The organism is Pedobacter sp. SL55 (genome assembly GCF_026625705.1).
Lineage (GTDB): Bacteria > Bacteroidota > Bacteroidia > Sphingobacteriales > Sphingobacteriaceae > Pedobacter.
This window is the reverse complement of sequence record NZ_CP113059.1, coordinates 1,683,586-1,707,445: the sequence shown is the minus strand read 5'-3', so window position 1 is coordinate 1,707,445 and position 23,860 is coordinate 1,683,586. Positions and strand designations below refer to the sequence as shown.

At 38.1% G+C, this 23,860-nt stretch carries 26 protein-coding genes and 1 tRNA gene; 12 read left to right on the top strand and 15 right to left on the bottom strand.

The window, feature by feature from the left end; all coding sequences use genetic code 11:
• Window positions 1–680 precede the first annotated feature (680 nt).
• From OVA16_RS07790 to OVA16_RS20235, 3 genes are read left to right on the top strand one after another with little or no spacing between them, the layout of a single operon-like run.
• Complete coding sequence (locus OVA16_RS07790) at window positions 681–1,037, top strand: helix-turn-helix domain-containing protein (protein WP_267764678.1); 357 nt, start codon at window positions 681–683, stop codon at window positions 1,035–1,037.
• Between the two features lie 32 nt (window positions 1,038–1,069).
• Window positions 1,070–1,795, top strand: a complete 726-nt coding sequence (locus tag OVA16_RS07785) for a hypothetical protein (protein ID WP_267764676.1) — start codon at window positions 1,070–1,072, stop codon at window positions 1,793–1,795.
• A gap of 20 nt (window positions 1,796–1,815) precedes the next feature.
• On the top strand, window positions 1,816–1,953 hold the full coding sequence (locus OVA16_RS20235) for a hypothetical protein (RefSeq protein ID WP_420712339.1): 138 nt from the start codon (window positions 1,816–1,818) through the stop codon (window positions 1,951–1,953).
• Between the two features lie 21 nt (window positions 1,954–1,974).
• Here OVA16_RS20235 and OVA16_RS07780 read toward each other — a convergent pair whose 3' ends face one another.
• From OVA16_RS07780 to OVA16_RS07745, 8 genes are all read right to left on the bottom strand, one after another.
• On the bottom strand, window positions 1,975–2,748 hold the full coding sequence (locus tag OVA16_RS07780; protein WP_267764675.1) for a hypothetical protein: 774 nt from the start codon (window positions 2,746–2,748) through the stop codon (window positions 1,975–1,977).
• A gap of 121 nt (window positions 2,749–2,869) precedes the next feature.
• Window positions 2,870–4,078 carry an AbiH family protein gene (locus tag OVA16_RS07775; RefSeq protein WP_267764673.1) on the bottom strand — a complete coding sequence of 403 codons (1,209 nt, stop codon included), beginning with the start codon at window positions 4,076–4,078 and terminating at the stop codon, window positions 2,870–2,872.
• Between the two features lie 149 nt (window positions 4,079–4,227).
• Window positions 4,228–5,397 (bottom strand): DUF2971 domain-containing protein, encoded by a 1,170-nt coding sequence (locus OVA16_RS07770; RefSeq protein ID WP_267764672.1) that lies wholly within the window; start codon window positions 5,395–5,397, stop codon window positions 4,228–4,230.
• Window positions 5,398–5,407: 10 nt separating this feature from the next.
• Complete coding sequence (locus OVA16_RS07765) at window positions 5,408–6,037, bottom strand: hypothetical protein (RefSeq protein WP_267764671.1); 630 nt, start codon at window positions 6,035–6,037, stop codon at window positions 5,408–5,410.
• Window positions 6,038–6,049: 12 nt separating this feature from the next.
• Window positions 6,050–7,084, bottom strand: coding sequence for an RES family NAD+ phosphorylase (locus tag OVA16_RS07760; RefSeq protein ID WP_267764670.1), 1,035 nt, complete (start codon window positions 7,082–7,084; stop codon window positions 6,050–6,052).
• Window positions 7,085–7,128: 44 nt separating this feature from the next.
• Window positions 7,129–8,070, bottom strand: coding sequence for a sce7725 family protein (locus OVA16_RS07755; protein WP_267764668.1), 942 nt, complete (start codon window positions 8,068–8,070; stop codon window positions 7,129–7,131).
• Window positions 8,071–8,078: 8 nt separating this feature from the next.
• On the bottom strand, window positions 8,079–8,963 hold the full coding sequence (locus OVA16_RS07750) for a sce7726 family protein (protein WP_267764666.1): 885 nt from the start codon (window positions 8,961–8,963) through the stop codon (window positions 8,079–8,081).
• 247 nt (window positions 8,964–9,210) lie between these two features.
• Window positions 9,211–10,173 carry an HNH endonuclease gene (locus OVA16_RS07745; RefSeq protein ID WP_267764664.1) on the bottom strand — a complete coding sequence of 321 codons (963 nt, stop codon included), beginning with the start codon at window positions 10,171–10,173 and terminating at the stop codon, window positions 9,211–9,213.
• A gap of 216 nt (window positions 10,174–10,389) precedes the next feature.
• Between OVA16_RS07745 and OVA16_RS07740 the strand changes: the two genes are divergently transcribed.
• Together OVA16_RS07740 and OVA16_RS07735 are read left to right on the top strand one after the other, a co-directional pair.
• On the top strand, window positions 10,390–11,079 hold the full coding sequence (locus OVA16_RS07740; RefSeq protein WP_267764662.1) for a DUF3800 domain-containing protein: 690 nt from the start codon (window positions 10,390–10,392) through the stop codon (window positions 11,077–11,079).
• Window positions 11,070–11,600, top strand: coding sequence for a hypothetical protein (locus OVA16_RS07735; protein WP_267764660.1), 531 nt, complete (start codon window positions 11,070–11,072; stop codon window positions 11,598–11,600). The genes OVA16_RS07740 and OVA16_RS07735 overlap by 10 nt, the downstream gene beginning before the upstream one ends.
• A gap of 442 nt (window positions 11,601–12,042) precedes the next feature.
• Here OVA16_RS07735 and OVA16_RS07730 read toward each other — a convergent pair whose 3' ends face one another.
• From OVA16_RS07730 to OVA16_RS07710, 5 genes are all read right to left on the bottom strand, one after another.
• Window positions 12,043–12,603, bottom strand: coding sequence for a trypco2 family protein (locus OVA16_RS07730; protein WP_267764659.1), 561 nt, complete (start codon window positions 12,601–12,603; stop codon window positions 12,043–12,045).
• A gap of 1,474 nt (window positions 12,604–14,077) precedes the next feature.
• Entirely contained in the window at window positions 14,078–14,242 is a 165-nt protein-coding gene (locus OVA16_RS07725) for a hypothetical protein (protein ID WP_267764657.1), read from the bottom strand.
• Window positions 14,235–14,444: a hypothetical protein gene (locus OVA16_RS07720; RefSeq protein ID WP_267764656.1), complete on the bottom strand. Its 210-nt coding sequence runs from the start codon at window positions 14,442–14,444 to the stop codon at window positions 14,235–14,237. The genes OVA16_RS07725 and OVA16_RS07720 overlap by 8 nt, the downstream gene beginning before the upstream one ends.
• 1,638 nt (window positions 14,445–16,082) lie before the next feature.
• The gene (locus OVA16_RS07715; protein ID WP_267764654.1) at window positions 16,083–16,514 is read right to left on the bottom strand and encodes a DUF5675 family protein; all 432 of its coding nucleotides are present in this window, start codon (window positions 16,512–16,514) and stop codon (window positions 16,083–16,085) included.
• Complete coding sequence (locus OVA16_RS07710) at window positions 16,487–17,272, bottom strand: hypothetical protein (protein WP_267764652.1); 786 nt, start codon at window positions 17,270–17,272, stop codon at window positions 16,487–16,489. The genes OVA16_RS07715 and OVA16_RS07710 overlap by 28 nt, the downstream gene beginning before the upstream one ends.
• Before the next feature lie 513 nt (window positions 17,273–17,785).
• On the opposite strand from OVA16_RS07710, the gene OVA16_RS07705 reads away from it, so the two are divergent.
• From OVA16_RS07705 to OVA16_RS07690, 4 genes are all read left to right on the top strand, one after another.
• A complete protein-coding gene (locus tag OVA16_RS07705; RefSeq protein ID WP_267764650.1) occupies window positions 17,786–18,115 on the top strand; it encodes a hypothetical protein in 330 nt (109 codons plus the stop codon).
• 166 nt (window positions 18,116–18,281) lie between these two features.
• Window positions 18,282–18,611, top strand: coding sequence for a hypothetical protein (locus tag OVA16_RS07700; RefSeq protein ID WP_267764648.1), 330 nt, complete (start codon window positions 18,282–18,284; stop codon window positions 18,609–18,611).
• Window positions 18,612–18,937: 326 nt separating this feature from the next.
• Window positions 18,938–19,126: a hypothetical protein gene (locus OVA16_RS07695; RefSeq protein WP_267764646.1), complete on the top strand. Its 189-nt coding sequence runs from the start codon at window positions 18,938–18,940 to the stop codon at window positions 19,124–19,126.
• Window positions 19,127–19,330: 204 nt separating this feature from the next.
• A tRNA-Glu gene (locus OVA16_RS07690) sits at window positions 19,331–19,403 on the top strand.
• Between the two features lie 107 nt (window positions 19,404–19,510).
• Here the strand turns inward: OVA16_RS07690 and OVA16_RS07685 are convergent.
• Together OVA16_RS07685 and OVA16_RS07680 are read right to left on the bottom strand one after the other, a co-directional pair.
• Window positions 19,511–20,464, bottom strand: coding sequence for a transposase (locus tag OVA16_RS07685; RefSeq protein ID WP_267758925.1), 954 nt, complete (start codon window positions 20,462–20,464; stop codon window positions 19,511–19,513).
• A gap of 22 nt (window positions 20,465–20,486) precedes the next feature.
• Window positions 20,487–20,834: a transposase gene (locus tag OVA16_RS07680; protein WP_267761642.1), complete on the bottom strand. Its 348-nt coding sequence runs from the start codon at window positions 20,832–20,834 to the stop codon at window positions 20,487–20,489.
• A 176-nt stretch (window positions 20,835–21,010) separates the two neighbouring features.
• On the opposite strand from OVA16_RS07680, the gene OVA16_RS07675 reads away from it, so the two are divergent.
• From OVA16_RS07675 to rpiB, 3 genes are all read left to right on the top strand, one after another.
• Window positions 21,011–21,964, top strand: coding sequence for a transposase (locus OVA16_RS07675; protein WP_267758925.1), 954 nt, complete (start codon window positions 21,011–21,013; stop codon window positions 21,962–21,964).
• A 304-nt stretch (window positions 21,965–22,268) separates the two neighbouring features.
• Entirely contained in the window at window positions 22,269–23,150 is an 882-nt protein-coding gene (tatC, locus tag OVA16_RS07670; RefSeq protein ID WP_267764645.1) for a twin-arginine translocase subunit TatC, read from the top strand.
• Window positions 23,151–23,301: 151 nt separating this feature from the next.
• Window positions 23,302–23,739, top strand: a complete 438-nt coding sequence (gene rpiB / locus OVA16_RS07665; RefSeq protein WP_267764643.1) for a ribose 5-phosphate isomerase B — start codon at window positions 23,302–23,304, stop codon at window positions 23,737–23,739.
• Window positions 23,740–23,860: the final 121 nt, after the last annotated feature.

The following is a 23,860-nucleotide window of genomic DNA, read 5'->3' as shown; positions in this document are numbered from 1 at the left end:
ACGCCCTTACGGGAAACCGGATTTGCTTTTTGGAAAATAATACCTACCTTGGAATTGCGATACTAAAGTAGCTGTACTTGTTTGCCTGTAAGCAAATGGGGCTGGCACTTGGCTAAATATAACCCTCAACAGACCTATTTGTGCGCTCTCCTTCACAACAGGCCTTTTTTGTTGGCTTTCTATTTATCCTAGGCGTTTTCAGCAAACAGCTATGTAGGAGAACAGATTACGTTCTTTATGATAATGGAATGGGAAAAACCATACCTAGCCTCCTTGAGGTAATGGTAAATGACGGAGCTTAATTTTTTCGTTGGCATAACGCTTAATTTAAGTTATGTAACGATGATACCCGAAAAGCAAAGGAAGAAAACCGAATTGGTAAAAAACCAATAGAGCGAACTCCGCTACTTTTGAAACTGGTACCGTCAAGAACCTACTCAGATAAATCTGAGCCCCCCAAAAGACTGACGCGAAATTCGCTCCATTGAATAAGTATGCGAAGATACAAAATTCAATAGAAAGCGAACTCACGATCGGCTCATGGAGGAAATTGACGGTTTCGTTTCATGAGTGACATCGTAAAAAGTAAGGCTTATAACCCCACTCTATTTTGTCGCTATAATTAACTGATAGCAAATATAGTAAAATAAAATAACGCTCCAAATAATCGGAGCATTTTTATGGAAAAATATTCAACAATCATATCCGAGTTAGATTATAAGATAATTCTTAAAATCAAACAATTAAGGGAAGAAAAAGGCTTTTCCCAGAGAGATTTGAGCGAAGAAATGAAGCTTAGCAAAAGTTTTGTTGGAAAAGTTGAGGCATTAGGGCAACCAGATAAGTATAGCATAAGACATTTAAACTTAATAGCCAAAGCACTAAGGATAAAATCGGTCACCGAATTAATTCCGAAAGGCATTCAAGAACACGATATGATTGAAATCACTTATGAAAAAGTTCCTAAGCTTAATAAAGACGGTAGCGAGAGCAAGCAGTTTGAAGAAAGGATAACCGAGATTAGAGAGATAGAATAAAAACAAAGCCTAAATAATACTAATTCAACATTATGCAAATCACGTCAACTATCGAAGTAATAAACCAGCATGCCCCAACAAGAGCAGACACACTTCAAAAGGTAGTTACGTCATTACAGGTCAAGGTAGACAGCCTTGAGAAAGTTGTGGAAAAGACGGAGATAAGTACAGGCTTCTTTAGTGAAATAATTTCTCTTCAGCTTGGAGTTTTTGCATTATTTGTAGGAGCGGCAGGATTTTTTAGTTGGAAGTGGTTACAATATAAACTTGAAAAAATTGAGACTGATGGCAAAGCTCACACTGATGAAAAAATTAAGGCTGTAAAAGACGAATTAGTTAACGAGCAAAATTGGTTGAGTAATGAACTGATGTCCATTGCTTATGATGTTCAAAGATCAATGTATTTTCACACTAGGAATGATGATAATAAACCAGCTTCTTTTCAGTGGTCGTTATCAGCATTTTGCACATTATACGCTTATAATCCGGACGACAAGGAGAAGTTGCTTTTTTGGGCTCAAAATTCAGTCGAATTACTTTCAAAATTACAAATTGGCGATCTTGAACCTGTAAAAGAAACACCTCGATTGGAGGAATACTTAAATATTGTCTTTGGCATAGACGATAATGATTTAAAAAATATATTTAAAGATTTTAAGACTGATATTTATCATATACTTTATGCAAAACAACAACCCCCAGAAGACTTGATTCAAGATCATCTGGAAAATATAGAAGAAGCGTCGGTGGAAAATTAGATCGTTTTCCTGAAGATTTTATGTTTGAGCTAACGCAAGAAGAATATGGTTCTTTAAGATCACAAATTGTGATCTTAAAGAAAGAGGTGGATATATTTATATTAGGAGATAGATTACGGCAAATCAATCTTTCAGCAAATCTGATATTATTTTGCTGAAACCTTCAGATCGAATAGTAATTACTGTGACTTAAAGACTTTGATCTCCTTTTTATAATATGGGCAATTCTTCGATAAGAACTCTTTACTCTTTGCATCAGTATTACTTCTAACCTCAATATATTTCCCGTCAACCCATTTAAAAATAACAAATTTAAAACTTATCAGGTTGTGTTCTGGAATATTTAGAATAGCACAATATTGGAAGAATAAGCCATGCCTAGTATGTATTTTGTACATAACAAAGCTCATCTCTTTTTTCTTAAACAGTTTAATAGGAATGTCTATTTGTGTTTTTGGAGGCATTACAGTCGCACTTACGAACGGAACTGTCAAAGATTCTAATACTGCATCATCGAAATAATCAACACCGCCAACAGCAATCAATGGTTGTTTTACTAATTCGCTTAAATCAATTTGATCGATTTGAAGATCATATAGAGGATAATTAGATGTATTATGAGTGGATACTAGGTATTTATCGATCTTGCTACCACCGATCCAAACTTCTGGGACACCATCTCCTGTTACATGCTTAAAAGTCTCGTTCTGATCTTTAATAATTTTCTCAGCTTTAGAGATATTAAGCTTTTGCAGTTCTTGTATTTCAGCATTCTTAGCATTTAGTTGCTTCAAATATTCAACAGCCTCCGCTTGGCTTTTATCCGCTTTCAATTGATTTGCATCAGCTTTTCTATCAGCTTCATTTTTTTCAATAGCTTGCCAAATAGCTCCTCCTATTGTGGCTATGGCTGCTAATATTGCTAAAAATATAGGAAACATATGTTTTCTCATTTAGTTTACAGTTAACTTTTTGTCTTGAGGCTGTTTATTAACAGAGATTGTGCTTTGGAATCAATTGGAGCCCCCTTCTGGCGCCAGCATTTGCTGGTGACTATTACGTCTACATTGAATATTAACGGTTAGCATTTGCTCCCCCTTGCGGAAAAGCATCTTCCGCTTTATAATCAACAATAAGTTTACGCACATGTCCTTTATTGCTGAAATGCTTACTTACATTAATGGCTTTATCGTGAAAATCGCCGTTATAATGAAACAGCCTTATAGATTTGCAATTTTGGTGTTCTAAAATTTCCTTAAACATGGTACGATCTGATAAACCACAGGAGTGCCCCATTACAAAAACTTGGTAAAAACCGCTATTTAAAAACCTCAATAAATTACGATAATTGGGTGTGCGCAAATATTGATAAGATTTAATATGTTCAAAAAGCGCATTGTTACGGTGCTCTTCAAATTCTAAATATTGCGTATCATGTTCATCGCCAAAACCAAAAATGATGGGGTTATCAGTCTTATTTAATTGACCGTGAATGTAATTTACTTCAATTTTTGAAAAACCTGTTGGTCTAGTACCTAACTCATCATGATACTTTTGTATTACATCAGTATAGTTAAAGTTTAAAAAGTAAAGAAGATGTTTTACAACCGGCCCTACTCTCTTATGGCCTAAACTAATCCGTGTATTTTCGTATCCCATTAATGGCTCAAAATCTGCTATATCAAATTTAGAACCTATTGCACTTAAAAGTTCTGGAATAACCTTAACATAAGATTGTTCTTGTTGTATAGTTAAATATTCTTCTAGTTGTTGCTTCAGGTAAGCAAATTCGCTATTTAAAAGCCTTACCTTTTCTTCATCAAATTCATCTTTAATTTTACAGGCTTTAAGCTGATCGAAATACTCATTTTCTATGTCAACCCAGTTATTGTCTGTGCAACAAAAAATTAAGTGCTTAAAAAAATCAGATTTAAATTTCACTTCATGAGCGACGGCATTTAAAACCCCATAGTATATAGAATTTTGTTGTTGAGTTAAACGCTCTGCGCTTTCGTTCAGCTCAGTATCTAAATATCTATGTAAAATCCCTTTACTGTGTAAGAAGCTACAAAAACTCTGCTTGTTTAACATATTCGATAGATTTGTTAATCTGTAATGATCTGTCACTCTTATATAAACGAATTCGTTTTCAAAGGGTGTTGTTGGATAAATACCAGCTTTATCAAAACAATCATCCAAATACCAAAAAATAAAATCCTTATAGCTTGTTTTTAAACCATGGGCTAAATCAAAACCGTTACCAACTAATATTAATCTGTTCATGTGGATGCGTTAAGTATAAGATTTAATTTTTAAGACATACATTAAAAAATACCCAACAAATTTATTTTAAAACAATTTTTTATTGCAGACAAAACAACGAACGCTTAAATTTTGACTTACAAAATGATATATTAAAATAATCGATGCAATTACCCTCTATAGGAAGAAGCTCTAGATTCCTTAACATATACCATTTCACCTCCTCGTATGTATTTCTTAGCCAATATACTAACACTATATTTGCTTTTCTGAAAATCGTTTTGTGGTCCAACGATTATTTCCCCAATTGGAGAGTCTGTTAACAAACCTTCTAATTTTGGCAAATAATCTATTTCTATATAAGGTATTATATTATCAATACTCTTTCTAGCGTCAATTCTAAATTTTATATTGTCATAACATTTCTCAAAATAAGCACTTGGTTTTAAAGCAACTAAGCGCCATTCTGCCTCTTCAGAAAAGACCGGGTTTTTCATAGTTAATAAATCTATGATAATACTGTTGAGAAAATCCATATATGAATTATCATAAATTTCGTCAATATACTTTTTAACTTCATGTAAACTTTTCCCACCATCTCTTAAGACTATTAAGAAAAAATCGTGTAGATTCTTTTTAATTAACTCTTTTTGTGTAGCAGGATTATAGACGACCTTGCATATGAAATAATCACGTTCAGTCTCTGTCGGAGTTAGATCAATCAAATATGATTTAAATCCAATAGAAAAGCCACATCCATTGGCTCCATATCCTCGCCATTGACTAAGCAAGTCTCCATTTTCACTAAAACTTGTAACGAATACATCGTTTAGACCAGGATAATCACCAATTTGATATCCTAAAAAATCTATCAAATACCTCTGTGCTTCTTCATCAAAAATTTGTACTTCTTCTTTAATGCACTGCTTGGTTAAGTTTATAGCATAATATAGTTCAGATTTATCATTTAGATAATTTGCATGTGTAGCCCACAGTTTTTTACATTCTAGAACACCCATTAAGCCCTGGGAGCTAGTGTATTGATACAAATATTCTGGTAATCTTACTTTATTACCCATTAGCAATGGCGAATAACCATTTTGAACAGCTAGATTAACATCGTCTTCCTTTAAATGAATTAGCTTTTCACTATCTAACTTAACATTTGTCAAAAGCCCTAATTCTTCTTTATACAAATCTCCTTCAAAAATTATATCTGTATAATATTTCTGCTGGCCATCAGTGTAAAAGTTAACAAAACCATTGTAATAAGCCTTGGAGAGAAAATAGAATTTACTGAGCTGCGTTTCATCTATCGTTTTGTAAATCTTTTCTGCCATATTTAATGCTTTAAACTCCTTTATTATTACTGTGTTTACTTGAAAGTCCTTTAGCAGCTTTCTTCTGTGTTCTAGTGAGCTGTTTTATTAGACGTTTCATTTTTATATTAAATAAAATTGGAACTAAGAATTTATAATTTGGAACGACCGCAGTAAACATCCAATCGTGCTGATTAATAACGGCAGGATTTTCACTCGAATGCCCAATCCAAACACCTTTAATTTTCTTACTACTTAGAATTGTCAATTCAAATGAACCGAAATAGTCAAGTTTACTTTCGTAGCTACTCCAATGACCAATTATTTTTCTATCTATAATCTCTCCAAATAAATAATATCTTTCCAAACCCTCTTTAGCATAAAACTCGCCGTAGCAATAATTATTAAGTTGCTTTAAGGTCACTAAACTTTGACGTTGGCATACTTTCGGATACCTTTCATTCTTTCCAATGTGCCAATACTGTTTGTAGACACCTGAAACTTTTACGCTTGTTTTTCTAAAAATGCCTCTAAAAGAAATCCAAAAAAAGAATTTCACAAAACACTTTCCTAAATTCACGTCCAAAGCTATTTTCAAAAGCAACCCTAAGACAAAAGGAATCAGCGGCTTATAAATCTCAAAATTCATTAAATTATTCATTAGATATCCTATTTACCCCCATTTATATTCCAAATCTTTTACCGTATAGAATTTAGCATCTAAACACTCTAGTTTTTCATCATTAAATACTGCTAAATTATATCCATTGGCATGCATGGCACTTTTATACTCTACGGCATCAAAACCTAATGATTTAATCAGCTCACAAAGAAATTGCGTAGGCAGATAATCTAAATGTACATCTTGCTTGCGTACAGGTTTAGACAATTCGTGTTCTAAGCTTTGTAGATAAGGTCGGTACTGTATAAACTCTTCTAATGAAAAGCCCCTATCTAAAATCTCAAATGGCCCATAATCTGCTATGTTTTTTAAAGAGACTAAATTCAGCGGCTCTTTCGCAACAAACTTACCAATGGTTATACCTTCATGTAGTGCAATCCTCGTTTCGTAAAGGGTTGTTTTTTCACTTTCTGAAACGTATAGGTAGGGAATACCTACTGGGTTGGCCCTGCCAGGTGTAGTACTTTTTTGCGGCGGTTTACCGAGTTGGGCAATAGGAAGTGGTTCATCGGAAATACGTGCCCTATAAAATGTAGTATCTTTTGGATAAGTAACCGCTAAACGTTCAAAAATAGATTGCAACTCATCTGTATCTATTTTTTCACTGAGGAAAAACCTATTCTTTTCTTTGATTTCATCAGAAAAGGATTGCCATTTGAGCTGTAAATCCAAGGCAGGCATTAGTTCAGTCTCCATTAATACCTTGAGTTCTACGGGCTGTTCAAACAAAGCTTCTGAAAAGAAACCACCGCCTCTGCCAATTTGATTGATGAGATGCTTAATGTCTTTTGCTTTTAGCAACTTGGTATTAAAGAGTTTGCTCCAATACAATTGTAAATGCTCATCCAAAAGATACGTTCTATCGGGATTTAACGAATGACTATTTTCTGCATGGTTAACATAAAGCTCAAATAATGGATCGAAATGTACTGCTAAATCTTCACATCGCACAATGAATTCAGCTTCACTTTCGCAGAAATTACATTTACCAAAATCCCAATTCATTGCCTGAATTCTGCTTTTCAATCCTTGATCAGAAAAGCAATTTGCACAACAATTCATAGCAGAAACTAAGGAAGTAGACTTTGCACCAGTTCTATGTGGTGCATAATTGATAATTTCTTAATTACACCTAAACCAGGAAAAGCACCTCTTGCATGATAATCTCTAAAGTGCTGTACTGCTATGGTATTGATACCTTCCGCATCTACAAAGGCGATTAATTTTTCTAATGCTTCCCCAAATTTACCTGCGGTATCACTTGCGTCTAAATTGTTATCAGAAAGGAAATGTTTAATTCTAATATCTTCACTTCCCCTATCTTTATAGGTTAGGTGTATCACCACCGCATAAGGTAGCATACCGCCTTCTATAAATTCGGCGCCTATGGTTAAATAATCTGCAAATGCGGAAAAGCCCTCTTGTGTATAGTAGAAATAATCGTTGGAAAAAAACTCATCATCATAATGTTCATAGTCCGCATTTCGCTTCTGCCTAACAAAAGGGTCGGCTATAAAACCTAAGTTACCATTTGTAAAACCCCTTCGCATAGAAATTAGGTGGTTTACATGGATAAGGTTATACTTTAAGTTGGTACTATTAGCGAGCTGCTTCAGTTCAGTACTGCTATGTACTTGGTTAAGGTGCACCAAGGAATAACCACTGGTTACATAATCTTCGGCATTCGCAACTGCATTAAAGAGTTGAAAATCACGCTCGCCATTAATTAAAAAGGTTGGCGTGATGTTATCTACGCCCACGCCAATTAAACGATTAATGAGATCAACAACTGGTTGAAAAGTCCTTTTTAGATCGCCGTGTTCTGGACTAACAATTAGTTGCACGTTAACCTGCTGGCGGTGTAACGCCCTAATGGCAGTTTCAACACTTTTTAGTTCTTTTTTTAAGGGTTCAATAATGGGCGAAATTTTTGATGGGTCTATAGGTAGCGAAGAAAGCTCTCGCAGCGCTAAGAGTTCAAACTGTTTGCCCCTGAGATAGGGTAGATACATGGCATTAACTAGATTTGGTTATTTAATCTTTTTGTTAATGCAAGATAATCATTTTCAGTTAAATTAGCATGATAGCAAGCTAGTCTTATATAATCTGGCAAATTAGCCTTAGTAGTAACTAAATTTGTTTCATCATTTATGCGATACTTAATTACCTTCAAAAATTCAGCTTGTACTGTTTCTGCGTCAAAAGATTTGGCAATTTCAAGGCATTCGTTAAATAAACGGATAGGCTGGACAGTTGGCACGTAACCTATTAAATTTTTAATCACACTTAAATATTCGTCTTTACGCAAAGATCTCAGCATAGTGGCATAATCCAGTTTTGAATTATCTGGAGTTGCCCTATAAACTACTTCTATCTCATTTAATGGAGAAAATGCCATGATACCTACATGCGGATCTACTACCCCCATATATCTATCTACTAGAGAGTGATGAACCAACAAATAAACCTCTGAAAAACCTTTGTAATAGTCATCTAACTGGCTTTTTAATCTAGCTGGACTATCCAATTCCGTTTTAATTTCAAAAACTTTATTAGTACCATTAACTAAAATGGTATCAGCTTTAGAATTCCCAATTTTAAATTCGTTTAGCAATACGGTATCGGAAAGCGAATGATCTTTTAGAATGAATGTGTTTAGCAATGCGCTCTTATAAACATATTCATGTCTATAATTTGCCAACAGGTAATCGTAAGAAAACTGGATAAGGTCTTTAATACTACACTTATCTTTGATAGCAGCACCATTCTTACTAAGCAGGGATTTCATTTGCCTAGCATACTTCCTATGCTCATCATTTTGCATAAGACGTTTAAAGCCAGCATTAGAGATTAATTTGGCTAATGAATTGAGATTGGCGGAAGATTGCGTTGCTTTAGTAAGCATAGAGCAAAGGTAATAAACTTAAATTTAATAATAATTTAGCTCAGTTCAATAACGATTAAAAGTAGATTAAAGTTTACTGGACTTAGTAATTTACTAAGCTTAGACTTTCAATTCCTTTCGCCCAAAAGTTATAAAATCCTGATATAAAGTTATAGACCAATGCTATAATGGCCAACAATCCAACGGAGATCAGTTTACTCCAAACGGGGTCTTTCCATATTAATTTAATTACTTTAAACATCTGGATTTATCCTTTAAACACCTCACTCCTATGCCAAGCCAAAGCTTCCTGCGCTGGGTAGTGGTTTTGTTGTTGCGGCAATAGGATTGGTCGTCCCTTTAATGCACTAAGCGCATAAGGATGTTTTTTATCTTCCGTTAAATGTTCGGAAACTAAAATACGGTAGGTTTCATCTATGCTGAGCAAGCCACGGTCAAAAGCACGGTGCATATTAGGGCAAAGCGCAATGCCGTTGGTAACGCTATCGTTTTGGGTACGGCTAAAAGGTACAATGTGGCAGGCATCTATAAAACTATGCTTGTACATGCTACTTAAGCTCATACCTGTAAAGCTACACTGCTGCTGGTAAAGTTTGGGCACTAGGCGTTTAAACAGGCCATTGCGCACAAAAACATCCTCTTCTGTGTATTTGCTGATGTGTTTGTATTTTGCTTCGGGTTCTTCGAGCAGATCGGAAGTTTGGTCGTTCAAATAGCCTTGTCCCTGCTGTTTGGCATTGAGAAGGTTATTTTTGGTTGCTGCAAAATAGGTATCAAGCAATACCTGCCTTAAATAGCTTCGGCTTACCGCATCGTTTAACAAGAGCCATAAATCTGTTGCCAAGTAACCAAATTCGCAAACGCTAGCCAATACACTTACCGATTTGATATGGGCATTAATTTGGCAGCCCAGCATAGGCTGTAAAAACCAATAGCCTTGGCCTGCTATCTTTTCATTTTGTAGGTAATAGAAAGGTTGTGTAAAATCTTCTTGATGTGCGGTAGTTACCAGCAAGAGCCAGTTCTCTTTAAAGGTACCTACCAGTTGGGCATCTACCCCTACTCGGTTATCGGTTACGATGTCTTTTTCTATGAGTTCAATGATGCTTAACAGCAAGATAGGTTTATGCGGTGCCGCACCGTATTTGGTGCCACCTCGTTTGAGTTTGGCAAAGGCTTTGGCGTATTTTTGGAGCGTTGGGTTTTGCAAGTCACTATTAATTAGATAAGGCTAAGATAAATATTTTACGGAAAAACAACCATCCAACCTAATCCTAAAATATATCGATTAAGAACACTAACCTAAACCACTACCGTTCAAAATCCCAGCATTCGAGATTTTACAAAGAGCACTACAAGTATTGAATTTCAATTTATTCTAATCATTGTTCAAATAAATAATAATTAGAATTTTATCTTCGTAAATATGCCAAACAAGACTTATAATTTTTACTGTGATGAGAGCTGCCATTTGGAAAATGATTCTTTTCCATTTATGCTCATTTCTTACATCAGCTGCGCTTACAATCAAGTAAAATTACACAGCAATAATATCAGGGCAATTAAACTGAAGCATTTCATTAAGGGTGAAATTAAGTGGAGCAGTCTTTCAAAATCTCAATACCCCTTTTATAGTGAATTGATTGAATATTTTTTTGCTACTGATTTGCAATTCAGAGCTATTGTTATAGATAAATCAAAATTGAAGCATGCTGAATTTAATCAGAGCCATAATGATTTTTACGACAAAATGTATTATCAACTATTAAATAAGAAAATTTTTCCAGAGCATAGTTACAATATATATCTTGATATTAAGGATACGCAGAGTTACAAAAAAGCCGCCAGCCTAAAGAAATACTTAAACCTTAATTTTATTGCTGTAAGAAACTTACATACCATACAATCTCATGAAAGCGAATTAATGCAACTTACTGACGTAATTATGGGAGCTATTGGCTATCATTTGAGAGGGCACAACACCGTTATTGCAAAAAATAAGATCATCGAGAAGATTCAAGCGCATAGCAAATCTCCACTTACACATTCCACAACTAAAGATTCAACAAAATTTAATCTTTTTTTATTGATCTCAAATAATTCGGCATGCCCTTAAATCTTATCAAAGTATATCCTGCATTATTAGAAATTGTACAGCTAAACGAGAAACAGAGAACACTTTCACTGTTAGGTGTTTTTAAAAATAATATTGAGGAAAATACATCCTTTAAATTTAGAGCCAAACAAATTAGACCTTTAAAAAAGGAAGAAGGAGTTTCTGCTATGGAGTTACTTTTTAGGCACTTAACTACTGTTGATGACCTTGATAATAAAGGTAAAAAAACTGGTACAAGAAGTTTTGAATTGGCTCGTTCACAAAGACTACATTGGATCAAACATCATATTGATGAGAGAAAAGTGGGCAATATTGAAGTATTTAGCTACGAAGACAGGGTTAACGGCAAAAGCATCAATAGAACCTATATTTACGATGTAGAGCAAGAATATGTAATCATCCTAGAGCCACAACGTAGTGGCATGGATTATTATTTGCTTACGGCTTATCATTTAAACCAACCAGGGGGTAAAAAGCAAATTCTTAACAAGCTAAAGAAAAAACTAAGTAATGTACTTTAAACCGCAAAGCCCGGTACATTTCGTGATGTATCGGGCTTCGAAACTCCTTTCTCCGAGTATGGCAGAATGAGCAATGCAAATGTACGTACATTTTTTTATTAACAAAAATAATTTAAACTTATTACAAACCAATGCTTTACTGTTTTGCTATTGGAATATAACATCATTACCTTAACAAATCAACCTTCCTTTTGTTTAACAAACAGCTTTATTCAAGAAAAAGTACAACGTTTAATGATAGGATAGTTATCGGGATTTTGTCACTTTTGGCTCAAGCCAAACTGAGAAGCATTCTTAAACCGAAGCTGAAAAGCTGAGTTCTTGAAAACCATCGAAGATATCAATACAATTAAAAACGCCTACCTCTAATGAAAAAAGCAATGTAAAAAACAGGTACAGTTCATCACTCTACCCTTTGCCGTACACATTGTTAATCTAAAAATTATTTGAAAGTAAGCTTTACTTTATGAGCCACAGTTTTATCTACATCTACTGATGCATCAATACCAATTCCCCAAACTTCAAATTCTACGCCTCCCGAACCCGATTTCTTTAGGCTAAAAGATAACTCTACCGAGAATTCTTTTTTAGATAGACCTGTAACCCCAGTGCTAGCACCTGCCCATTGTTGCGAAGCAGCCACAACCGCATCCTTTAAATGAACTTCAAATGATAGTGTCAGCAACCCTTTATTATTATTTTTTTCATAACTAAAGGTCAATGTAGTTGATCTTTCTAATTGCCATTTTTTTGAAGCTTTAGCAATAATCTTAAAGCCGCCACCGCCAGTCTTATTGTAAATGGTGCTTAACGTAATCTCCGCAGATTGCAACTTTGGCTGCATGCTAACATCAAGTTCCTTTGAAGCTTTTTCTAAACTGTTGTTAATTAAAGATACAATCTCTTTCAATTCAAAAGTTTCAATATCATCTTTTTGTTGTTGAGCGTGGGAACCCCCTACAAGCATTCCTGATATCACAAGGAAAAATAAAATTCTTTTCATGATTTGAGTTTTAATGGTTCAAAACAAATTTACTGAGCTTTAAGTATTTGGTAAATACCAATAAACAGGTAAAAACAGATATCACTAATCACGATATCCATTCAAGGCATAGGTTTGCTCAAGAGATAACCCATACATTTCAGCTAACACTTAATAGGTCATATAGCGCACAACAGTGAAAAACCACTACCATTCCCAATCACTCCTCCCAGCCTTCGAGATTTTGGCTTGTGAATTTGCGACAAAATCTCAGCACCTGTACCTAGGGCAAAAGCATTAAAATCAAGTATTAGGTCTGGTTGTCACTCAAACAAAAGTACAACTTTAGCCAAGCACGGATTGGCCTAGTAGATATTTTGAGGGAAAATCGTTGAAACCACCTGTAGTTCCACTCAAACCGCATTACACAAAATAATTTTCAGTGTGTGGTGGCCAAAGTACAGGGTAAAACATTAAATTATTTTCGAGAGTGGTTCGACGAATTTTTACCAAAATAGATACAAGCCTTGATTTTTGTCAAACTTTGTATCAAGACAAAGTTTAAAGTCCCAACTAATAAAAAAGTAAAACAAAAATTAAGTATTAGGTCTGGTTGTCACTCAAACAATGGTACAACCTTAGCCAAGCACGGATTGGCCTAGTAGATATTTTGAGGAAAAATCGTTGAAACCACCTGTAGTTCCACTCAAATCGCATTACACAAAATAATTTTCAGTCGTGTGGTGGCCAAAGTACAGGGTAAAACCTTAAATTATTTTCGAGAGTGGTTCGACGAATTTTTACCAAAATAGATACAAGCCTTGATTTTTGTCAAACTTTGTATCAAGACAAAGTTTAAAGTCCCAACTAATAAAAAAGTAAAACAAAAATTAAGTATTAGGTCTGGTTGTCACTCAAACAATGGTACAACCTTAGCCAAGCACGGATTGGCCTAGTAGATATTTTGAGGGAAAATCGTTGAAACCACCTGTAGTTCCACTCAAATCGCATTACACAAAATAATTTTCAGTTGTGTGGTGGCCAAAGTACAGGGTAAAACCTTAAATTATTTTCGAGAGTGGTTCGACGAATTTTTACCAAAATAGATACAAGCCTTGATTTTTGTCAAACTTTTTATCAAGACAAAGTTTATACCTCCTATCAATTAAAAACAAAGTAAAAAAACAACACCTTTCAAAAACCACCTCCATTCCAAAGCACCTAATCCCGGCCTTCGAGATTTTGGATTAAAGACCAAGCGGGGCATCGCATTAACGCTAGAGGTTGCACCTACAAGCAAGAAAACAGAGCGATCTACCAACCCAGATACAGCACCAACGCTAACGCTCCTTTTTCTTGCGCATCAATAGCCCAGCTTGTGGATTTGCGACAAAATATCGGCAGCCTTGAACTTTTGTTACTTTTGGTTCAAGCCAAAAGTAAAGTAAAGTAAAACAAAAAAAACGGGTACCGTTCCTCACGATACCCGTTCAAATTACGACTTAGGCTTAAAAAACCGATGCCACAACCTACTCACTAAAAAACTGGCACTAGCGCCAACTGCGGCTAAAAAGACCGTCTCTAGCAACTTATCCCAAGGCAAAAGATGCAAGATGCTCAATGTAGCACCAGCAAGCGTTCCACTCCTAATACTATTCATCCTTTTGGTCTTTACTAGCCTCCACTAACCCCGCCAGTAAGGCAAGATATTGCGCAACACCCTTTACAGCCTTAGGCAATTTCAGCGGCGAAGCCACAACGATAGCCGCCACAGCGCCAACCTTTTTAACCACATTTTTAACTTTTGGCCACCAACCTTTCCCCGAAGGTGGTGAAACCATTTCAACATTTACTTTTTTCATAAATTACACTCCAGCACCACCATTCCCAAGAACGCCATCCCGGCCTCATCAAATCAACGTTAAGAAAGCGGAAACCTTAGCGTTAAGAATAAAAAGCTGTCTGAGCGCAGCGAGTTCTTTTTATTTAGCTAAAGGCTTCCAGCTTTTAGGAAGATTTTATGCAGCCTTGATGTTATTCATCAGTTGTAGTTGTTTTCAATGGTATTCATGCTTTCGCTAAAGCTCAAGATTGTTTCTTTTGTATCAAGACAAAAGTAAAAGAGACAACCCATTAGGCACCCCACTTCCCCGAAGGCGGTAAAACCATTTCAACATTTTCTTTTTTCATAAATAATTAAGGATAAATCCTACCCCCAACCCTTCCGATTACACCGGAATAAACTCTCCAGAGAGCCTGCTCCGATACATCGGAGGGGACATGGCTTGAGCAAAAACCACCACCATTCCCAAGAACACCATCCCGGCCTCATCAAATCAACGTTAAGAAAGCGGAAGCCTTAGCGTTAAGAATAAAAAGCTGTCTGAGCGTAGCGAGTTCTTTTTATTTAGCTAAAGGCTTCCAGCTTTTAGGAAGATTTTATGCAGCCTTGATGTTATTCATCAGTTGTAGTTGTTTTCAATGGTATTCATGCTTTCGCTAAAGCTCAAGATTGTTTCTTTTGTATCAAGACAAAAGTAAAAGAGACAACCCATTAGGCACCCCACTTCGCCGAAGGCGAGTAAAACCATGTCAACATTTACTTTTTTCATAAATAATTAAGGATAAATCCTCCCCCCAACCCTCCCGATTACATCGGAATAAACTCTCCAAAGAGCCTGCTCCGATACATCGGAGGGGACATGGCTTGTGCATAAAACCACCACCATTCCCAAGAACGCCCTCCCGGCCTCATCAAATCAACGTTAAGAAAGCGGAAGCCTTAGCGTTAAGAATAAAAAGCTGTCTGAGCGTAGCGAGTTCTTTTTATTTAGCTAAAGGCTTCCAGCTTTTAGGAAGATTTTATGCAGCCTTGATGTTATTCATCAGTTGTAGTTGTTTTCAATGGTATTCATGCTTTCGCTAAAGCTCAAGATTGTTTCTTTTGTATCAAGACAAAAGTAAAAGAGACAACCCATTAGGCACCCCACTTCCCCGAAGGCGGTAAAACCATGTCAATATTTACTTTTTTCATAAATAATTAAGGATAAATCCTCCCCCCAACCCTTCCGATTACACCGGAATAAACTCTCCAAAGAGCCTGCTTCGAATTAAGGAGATGTGCAGTTAGTTGTACGATCCTCCCCCAACCCCCTCCAAAGGGGGACATGGCTTGTGCATAAAACCACCACCACTCCCAAGAACACCATCCCGGCCTCATCAAATCAACGTTAAGAAAGCGGAAGCCTTAGCGTTAAGAATAAAAAGCTGTCTGAGCGTAGCGAGTTCTTTTTATTTAGCTAAAGGCTTCCAGCTTTTAGGAAGATTTTATGCAGCCTTGAACTTTTGGTACTTTTCTTTCAAGAGAAAAGGACTAGCCCCGCCGGCAATGAGGCTAAGAACCTTATCAAAAAGACTGCATCTCCTTCTCCAATTCTAACACTTCCGTTTTCCGAATAGTTGGTACAGGCAGCAATGACGGAAATGAATTAGTGCTTTCGCTACGATGAAACACTTGTCACCCTTAACCACACCTCCTCCCCATCATCCAAAACCGGATATACCACCCCCTGCAAGCGCTCCAGCGCAACCCTACTATAATCCCCTTTACCGGGGCCAGTACATTTAGTAACCGGAGCAATGCAACCTTGTAGCTCTCGCAGCGCAAAGTTGGCGGGGTGTATCAAGATCAGTTCCCTTTGCGGCACATTGGCCAACATCAAATGCTCGCCACGCTGGTGGTGATAGCGCTTTACCAACCTATACCTACCCTCTGGGATACAGCTAACACTGCGTTTATTATTGCGCCACGGCAGCTCAATTGTTTCACAGATTTGCGTACCATTTAAAAAGATCGCACCATTACAGCCCTCGGCGTAATACTGCCTTTTTAGCACCAGCTCCATTAAATACCAGCCACATTTAAGATGCACACACCATTATGGGCACCATTGTTTAAAGGATAATTTTTGCCATTTACCATTTGGTAAAACTCTACGCCAAACACCAAAAAGAGAGGATCGCTAGCATTGGCAGTTAAGTCACAATCCAAGCTCAATGCCGTGCTTATGGCATCTAGCGGTTGCAAAGCACCCATTTGCAAATTCAGCTCCTTGGCGCCAGTGCTAAAATTCAAGGCCAGGCCCATCGCCTTAAATTGAAAATGCGTAGCACCCTGTGGCGTCTTCACAAACACCCTTGGGTCAAATTCTGGGAGTTCTACCTTTAAGCTTCCCGTGGCACGGTCAATATTAGAGGTGATAGTAACCGAGAGCACCGAATTAATTTGCGCATTCGCATTAAACTCAAAGCCTTTCAGCATTTCCGTTTCCGCATCCAGCACCATACGCATACCACGGTCGTTAATGGCATCTGCCTGTACCACTTTCAGCATCAACTTAGTCAGCCGATTGCTCATGGCGCTATCCTTGCCATTGCTGATGATACTCGTTAAGCTATCCCTCAACAATTTAGCGGCGCTGCCAGCCCTGCCAAACTCCGCACCGTTTTCACGGGTACGTTGAAACCTAGGGTCATTGGCAATGCGGTTACCATCAATTCCGCCTTTTTCTCTAGCGAGGTAACCACTTTTGGTTTTGTAAAAAGTCAGATCCCCGATCCTTCCTTTTAATTTAATGAAACTGTCCTGATGTGCCATAATATTTGCATTTACATCGATACAAAATTCCATACTTCACAAAAAAGCCCCTTCGCAAAACAACACATCCTGCGCAAAAGCACACCAAACAGCCTAAAATGAACACATAAGAAATCATCAATACCCAATTTAGCCGTCATTCATATATCATGCTAGATCTCTCCTTCCTACGGATCGTCGAGATGACGGTTAAGGAGCAGATATTACACACCACCTCCATTCCCAAGAACGCCATCCCGGCCTAGCAGATTTTCGCAGGAGAAAGCGCTAAACACATTTGCACTAACTTACACATAGTACTTACAAGCAAGAAAGCAGCGTGAACAATAGCCATGCGGGAAGTAAACGCCTTTTTCTTGCGTTATAGATGTGTTGGCAGCTTAATTCAAGAAAAAGTGCAAGCCTTGATTTTTGTCAAACTTTGTATCAAGACAAAGTTTATTACTGCTAAAAAAAATAAAAAACGGTTACCATTCCTCCCCCAACCCTTCCGATTACATCGGAATAAACTCTCCAAAGAGCCTGCTCCGATACATCGGAGGGGACATGGCTTGTGCAAAAACCACCACCTTTCCCAAGCACGCCATCCCGGCCTCCGAAATTTTGGAAGGAAAGACCAAGCAGGGCATCGCATTAACGTTCAAGCTCACACCCACAAGCAAGAAAGCAGAGCGATCTACCAACTCAAAATACCACTCCAACATTCACGCTCCTTTTTCTTGCGCATCAATAGCCCAGCTTGTGGATTTGCAACAAAATATCGGAAGCCTTGAACTTTTGGTTCTTTTGGTTCAAGCCAAAAGAACACGATATCATGCCTTTTTAGTTTTTATTTTCACAGGAAGCCATGCTTTCGCTAGCGCTCAGGTTGGTTAACTTTTAGTTCAAACCAAAAGAACTAGGCCAGCCGCAAAACCTGTCCCGCATAAAATCGGGATGAGGCTAAAAAACATCAAAGACTTAAACTCTCCAAAGAGCAAATTCCGAAATTGAAGAGACATTCAGACATACAATCCTCCCCCAACCCCCTCCAAAGGGGGACATGGCTTGTGCAAACACCACCTCCATTCCCAAGAACGCCACCCCGGCCTCCGAAATTTTGGAAGGAAAGACCAAGCAGGGCATCGCATTAACGTTCAAGCTCACACCCACAAGCAAGAAAGCAGAGCGTTTTACCAACTCAAAATACCACTCCAACATTCACGCTCCTTTTTCTTGCGCATCAATAGCCCAGCTTGTGGATTTGCAACAAAATATCGGAAGCCTTGAACTTTTGGTTCTTTTGGTTCAAGCCAAAAGAACACAATATCATGCCTTTTTAGTTTTTATTTTCATAGGCAGCCAAGCTTTCGCTAGCGCTCAGGTTGGTTAACTTTTGGTTCAAGCCAAAAGAACAAGAAAAAACTAGTTCATCCTAAACCTCAAACTTCGCATTATTCGCAAAACACCCTATTCTGTTAAAAACTGCGCAAATGTGCACAAAATGACCTTGCACACAAGAAAAACCAACTCTATCTTAGAGTAACTATAATTAACCCCTTTTTTATACACCATGCTCAGGTAGGTTTAGTTTAGGTTAAAGCTAGGTTTCAAGTAGGGATAGAGTACAACGAGAGTACCATATTATGCTTGCATAACAATTAGCAACACCCATACTTTCCAGCACCACCTGCTGGGGCATAAAAAACATCAACTAGCATGAAAAGAGCATGTATTTATCCAAAAGACGTAAGTATCCTTACAGGCAAGAGCGTTCGCCATGCACAAAAACTCTTGCAAACCATTAAAGACGCCATGAACAAGCGAAAAGACCAGTACGTTACCCTTACCGAATTTTCTGAGTACACAGGCATAGATATCGAGTTAGTGCAAAAAACCTGTATATAAAATCGATAAAGCGTTCTGCAGTTTACAGAACGCTTTAACCAAATCAACTCATCAACAATGATCCAACAACCATACCCAACCAAGGCATGGCACCAGTATAGCACCCCCAAAAATCAACAATCAAAATATTCTAAAAATTGCTCTTGACAAAATAATATTAAACTCCTACTTTTGCAGACCATTAGGCCAAAAGCCACATAAAATGGCCCGTTCGTCTAGGGGGTGAGGACGCCAGATTTTCATTCTGGAAACAGGGGTTCGATTCCCCTACGGGCTACATTAAACATCAATCACTAAACAAGGTTGATGTTTTTTTATGGCCAAAAACACCAAACAAAGAGCAAATAATGGATCAAGCAAATAATCTGGGGGGGGCTAGAAAGATTACGCATATATTTTGGCTAATCTGTACATAAAGAATTCAACATTTCTGACTCCTCTGAATTGAGTTCTTAGTGCTTTGATTTTAGCATTGAACGATTCTGCAGAAGCATTTGTATGCCTGTTGTCAAAGTAGTTCAGGATGGTGTGGTAGTGGTTCTGTATGGTTCTTGCCACGGTTGAAAATGCTTTTATGGCTGATTTTTCAACCTCATCATACCATTTGGCGAGCCTGGTAAAACCGATGCCCTTCTCCTTTGTGTTTGAAAAGATATGAGACAGTTTCCTGCTCAGCCGATAGGCTTTCTCTAATAAGGGATACCTGGCAAACAGCAGCTCTGACCTGTGCTGTTGGGAAGCTGTCCAGTTTGTTTCATCTTTAAATAACAGGTGCCTGCTACGGGCCAGTAATTGCTTTAAACTATCTCCGTTTTCTAATATATCAGGCACATGGGGATGGTTTAGCTGTTTTGCCAGCTCCATTTCACTGTTTTCCTGATCGATAGCTTCCCATCGGTATTGAATGCGGATTTGTTGAACAGCATCTGCTGCAAGCTGCTGCACGTGAAAGCGGTCAGATACCAGTCTTGCCTTGGGGAAGGCACGCCTGGCAATACGCTCCATCGTTGGAGCCAGATCCAAAGTAACCTCCTTTACTTCTTTACGAAGACGATAGGGAATGCGTTCAAGTATAGCAATCACCTGATCGCTGATGGTTCCTTTTACCATAGCCAGTAAAGCACCCTTTTTCCCCTTTGCATCCTTATTGGTGAGTACCGTATAGAGTTCTCCCCGGGACAGGCATACTTCATCCAGGCTTAGGTATTCTCCAATATTTTGTTCGAATAGAACCCAGTGGCCTGCATGAGAACGTTGGTCCCAGTCCATGAAATCACTTAGGTAACGAATATATTGTTCCTGCAACCGCCTGCCATCAAGCCCATACAGCTGACCCAATAGTTTGCAGCTGATAGGATGGTTATCGATCAAATTCTTTTAAAAAAGCAGCGAACTCTGCGGTTAAACGCGTGCCCTCTGCCACCGTATTCCATGAACTGTAAACGGATTCGCCGGTATCATGGTCATGCCATTTGCGACGGCGAAGATGAAGGAAACAGGCTTTGCCACGCAAGGGAAAATCACGGATAATTGCCTGATCTAAAAATCCTTTGGATTCCAACTTGTGGCTGGCAAATTCCGCAGGTGGAATATTATGCTGGTCAAGAAATAAATGATAACCATCTTCCATCGGTTCGATGCGGATAAGGTCAAAATGTTCGATAAGTTCTGTCGGTAGAAGTAGTTTGAGTAGTTCCTGCTGTTCCAAAAAAATAAATCAAGAGTGAACAACAAAAATAAAAATCTAAATGAATCCCCCCAGATTATTTGCTTGATCCGTTTACAGTTCATGGAATACGGTGGCAGAGGGCACGCGTTTAACCGCAGAGTTCGCTGCTTTTTTAAAAGAATTTGATCGATAACCATCCTATCAGCTGCAAACTATTGGGTCAGCTGTATGGGCTTGATGGCAGGCGGTTGCAGGAACAATATATTCGTTACCTAAGTGATTTCATGGACTGGGACCAACGTTCTCATGCAGGCCACTGGGTTCTATTCGAACAAAATATTGGAGAATACCTAAGCCTGGATGAAGTATGCCTGTCCCGGGGAGAACTCTATACGGTACTCACCAATAAGGATGCAAAGGGGAAAAAGGGTGCTTTACTGGCTATGGTAAAAGGAACCATCAGCGATCAGGTGATTGCTATACTTGAACGCATTCCCTATCGTCTTCGTAAAGAAGTAAAGGAGGTTACTTTGGATCTGGCTCCAACGATGGAGCGTATTGCCAGGCGTGCCTTCCCCAAGGCAAGACTGGTATCTGACCGCTTTCACGTGCAGCAGCTTGCAGCAGATGCTGTTCAACAAATCCGCATTCAATACCGATGGGAAGCTATCGATCAGGAAAACAGTGAAATGGAGCTGGCAAAACAGCTAAACCATCCCCATGTGCCTGATATATTAGAAAACGGAGATAGTTTAAAGCAATTACTGGCCCGTAGCAGGCACCTGTTATTTAAAGATGAAACAAACTGGACAGCTTCCCAACAGCACAGGTCAGAGCTGCTGTTTGCCAGGTATCCCTTATTAGAGAAAGCCTATCGGCTGAGCAGGAAACTGTCTCATATCTTTTCAAACACAAAGGAGAAGGGCATCGGTTTTACCAGGCTCGCCAAATGGTATGATGAGGTTGAAAAATCAGCCATAAAAGCATTTTCAACCGTGGCAAGAACCATACAGAACCACTACCACACCATCCTGAACTACTTTGACAACAGGCATACAAATGCTTCTGCAGAATCGTTCAATGCTAAAATCAAAGCACTAAGAACTCAATTCAGAGGAGTCAGAAATGTTGAATTCTTTATGTACAGATTAGCCAAAATATATGCGTAATCTTTCTAGCCCCCCAGATTATTTGCTTGATCCTAAATAATTAACGCAACCCACCATTTCCATCAATAGCGCAAACTGCCACATACACAAATCAGCGAATTACCAAATAAAACAAATCAACGAATAATTGACGCAACCCACCATTTCCATCAATAGCGCAAACTGCCACATACACAAATCAACGAATTACCAGATAAAACAAATCACCACCCCACTCACAACTAAGTAAATCTTTTATTAGAATTTAACCGTAAATACCTATCAAACCAAATAGAATGGTATTTTTGTTTTTCAAATAGTAAAAATGAGCAGCAACAAAGCGAAAGATTTAATCGATTCAATAAAAAACAAAGGGAAAAACCTAGAGGCAGAAATGTCTTTTTTCGACCACCTAGACATACTTCGCAAACATTTGCTAAGGGCCTTAGCCGTAATTACCTTATTGGTAATAGTAGCCTTTTACTTTACCGATTTTATTTGGCACGATGTAATAATGGCACCCAAAAACGCTGATTTTTGGACCTACCGCATGATGTGTAAATTGGTAGAGGCTTTTCCCTCAATAGGAAACGAGTTCTGCATTACCGATATCAAAGCTAAAATCATCAACACCGAAATGTCTGGCCAATTTACCCTGCAAATGAACTCCTGCATTATGGCTGGTATCATATTGGGTGTGCCTTACTTACTTTTCGAAATCTGGTTGTTCATTAAACCTGCGCTTTTAGAGAACGAACGCAAATCGGCAAGTGGTTTTGTGGCATTTGCCTCGGTATTATTTGCATTAGGCTTATTGTTCGGTTATTATATCATTTGCCCCTTATCCATCAACTTTTTGGTTAATTATACAGTAGATACCAGTATCGAGAACACCTTTACCATCTCGTCTTATTTATCTACGGTTTTAACCCTGGCATTGGGCTCTGGCATCATCTTCCAATTGCCGGTAATCATCTACATCCTGTCTAAGTTGGGCATAATGACACCAAAGTTCATGCGCTCTACCAGAAGATATGCCGCAGTACTCATTCTTATTGTAGCCGCTGTAGTAACACCAACTGCCGATCCGTACACCATGCTTATTGTGGCCTTCCCGCTATTCTTATTATACGAATTGAGTATCATGATCTCTGCCCGTATCGAGAAGAAAAAACAAAAGGCAGAACTAGCATTTTACAAGAAATAGGTTCAAAGTCTTACATGATAGGCGGTACCGCGTTCAAACTTATTACCTAGAACTCATCACTTATAACGTATCACCTAGAACCTATTACTTATAACCTAAAAGGCAACAAAATATTTACCAATCATTAGCATAATTCTATATAAATTTGAATATGTCTTCAGCAAAATTAAAAATAGCCATCGGGGCCGATCATGCAGGTTTCGAGTATAAAGAGATCTTAAAAGAATTTCTGGCCGAGCATGAAGTAACCGATTTCGGCACACACTCATTAGACTCGGTAGACTATCCCGATTTTGCACACCCAGTAGCTAGCGCAGTAGAAAAAGGCGAAGCCGATTTTGGCGTGCTAGTATGTGGCAGTGCACAAGGCGTAGCCATTACCGCAAATAAACACCAAGGCATTAGAGCTGCCGTTGCTTGGCTTACCGACATCGCTAAATTATCAAGACAACACAACAATGCCAATGTAATTTGTATCCCGGCACGTTTTGTAGCGCCAGAATTGGCAAAAGAAATGGTGACTACTTTTTTAGCAACCCCTTTTGAAGGCGGCAGGCACGCCAACAGGGTAAACAAAATATCTTGCTAAGGTGTCAGCACTAACAACGCTAAGACAAAATCTTGATACTTCATACTTAATACCTACCAACTGATACCTAATACCTGATCCCTAACACCTGACACCTAATCCCTAACACCAACAACTAACA

Bases quoted from the DNA above. Each gene is read 5' to 3' on its own strand.
- OVA16_RS07790 (WP_267764678.1), top strand. From the start codon at position 681: ATGGAAAAATATTCAACAATCATATCCGAGTTAGATTATAAGATAATT.
- OVA16_RS07785 (WP_267764676.1), top strand. From the start codon at position 1,070: ATGCAAATCACGTCAACTATCGAAGTAATAAACCAGCATGCCCCAACA.
- OVA16_RS20235 (WP_420712339.1), top strand. From the start codon at position 1,816: ATGTTTGAGCTAACGCAAGAAGAATATGGTTCTTTAAGATCACAAATT.
- OVA16_RS07780 (WP_267764675.1), bottom strand. From the start codon at position 2,748: ATGAGAAAACATATGTTTCCTATATTTTTAGCAATATTAGCAGCCATA.
- OVA16_RS07775 (WP_267764673.1), bottom strand. From the start codon at position 4,078: ATGAACAGATTAATATTAGTTGGTAACGGTTTTGATTTAGCCCATGGT.
- OVA16_RS07770 (WP_267764672.1), bottom strand. From the start codon at position 5,397: ATGGCAGAAAAGATTTACAAAACGATAGATGAAACGCAGCTCAGTAAA.
- OVA16_RS07765 (WP_267764671.1), bottom strand. From the start codon at position 6,037: ATGAATAATTTAATGAATTTTGAGATTTATAAGCCGCTGATTCCTTTT.
- OVA16_RS07755 (WP_267764668.1), bottom strand. From the start codon at position 8,070: ATGTATCTACCCTATCTCAGGGGCAAACAGTTTGAACTCTTAGCGCTG.
- OVA16_RS07750 (WP_267764666.1), bottom strand. From the start codon at position 8,963: ATGCTTACTAAAGCAACGCAATCTTCCGCCAATCTCAATTCATTAGCC.
- OVA16_RS07740 (WP_267764662.1), top strand. From the start codon at position 10,390: ATGCCAAACAAGACTTATAATTTTTACTGTGATGAGAGCTGCCATTTG.
- OVA16_RS07735 (WP_267764660.1), top strand. From the start codon at position 11,070: ATGCCCTTAAATCTTATCAAAGTATATCCTGCATTATTAGAAATTGTA.
- OVA16_RS07730 (WP_267764659.1), bottom strand. From the start codon at position 12,603: ATGAAAAGAATTTTATTTTTCCTTGTGATATCAGGAATGCTTGTAGGG.
- OVA16_RS07725 (WP_267764657.1), bottom strand. From the start codon at position 14,242: ATGAATAGTATTAGGAGTGGAACGCTTGCTGGTGCTACATTGAGCATC.
- OVA16_RS07720 (WP_267764656.1), bottom strand. From the start codon at position 14,444: ATGAAAAAAGTAAATGTTGAAATGGTTTCACCACCTTCGGGGAAAGGT.
- OVA16_RS07710 (WP_267764652.1), bottom strand. From the start codon at position 17,272: ATGGAATTTTGTATCGATGTAAATGCAAATATTATGGCACATCAGGAC.
- OVA16_RS07705 (WP_267764650.1), top strand. From the start codon at position 17,786: ATGGCTTGTGCAAAAACCACCACCTTTCCCAAGCACGCCATCCCGGCC.
- OVA16_RS07700 (WP_267764648.1), top strand. From the start codon at position 18,282: ATGGCTTGTGCAAACACCACCTCCATTCCCAAGAACGCCACCCCGGCC.
- OVA16_RS07695 (WP_267764646.1), top strand. From the start codon at position 18,938: ATGAAAAGAGCATGTATTTATCCAAAAGACGTAAGTATCCTTACAGGC.
- tatC (WP_267764645.1), top strand. From the start codon at position 22,269: ATGAGCAGCAACAAAGCGAAAGATTTAATCGATTCAATAAAAAACAAA.
- rpiB (WP_267764643.1), top strand. From the start codon at position 23,302: ATGTCTTCAGCAAAATTAAAAATAGCCATCGGGGCCGATCATGCAGGT.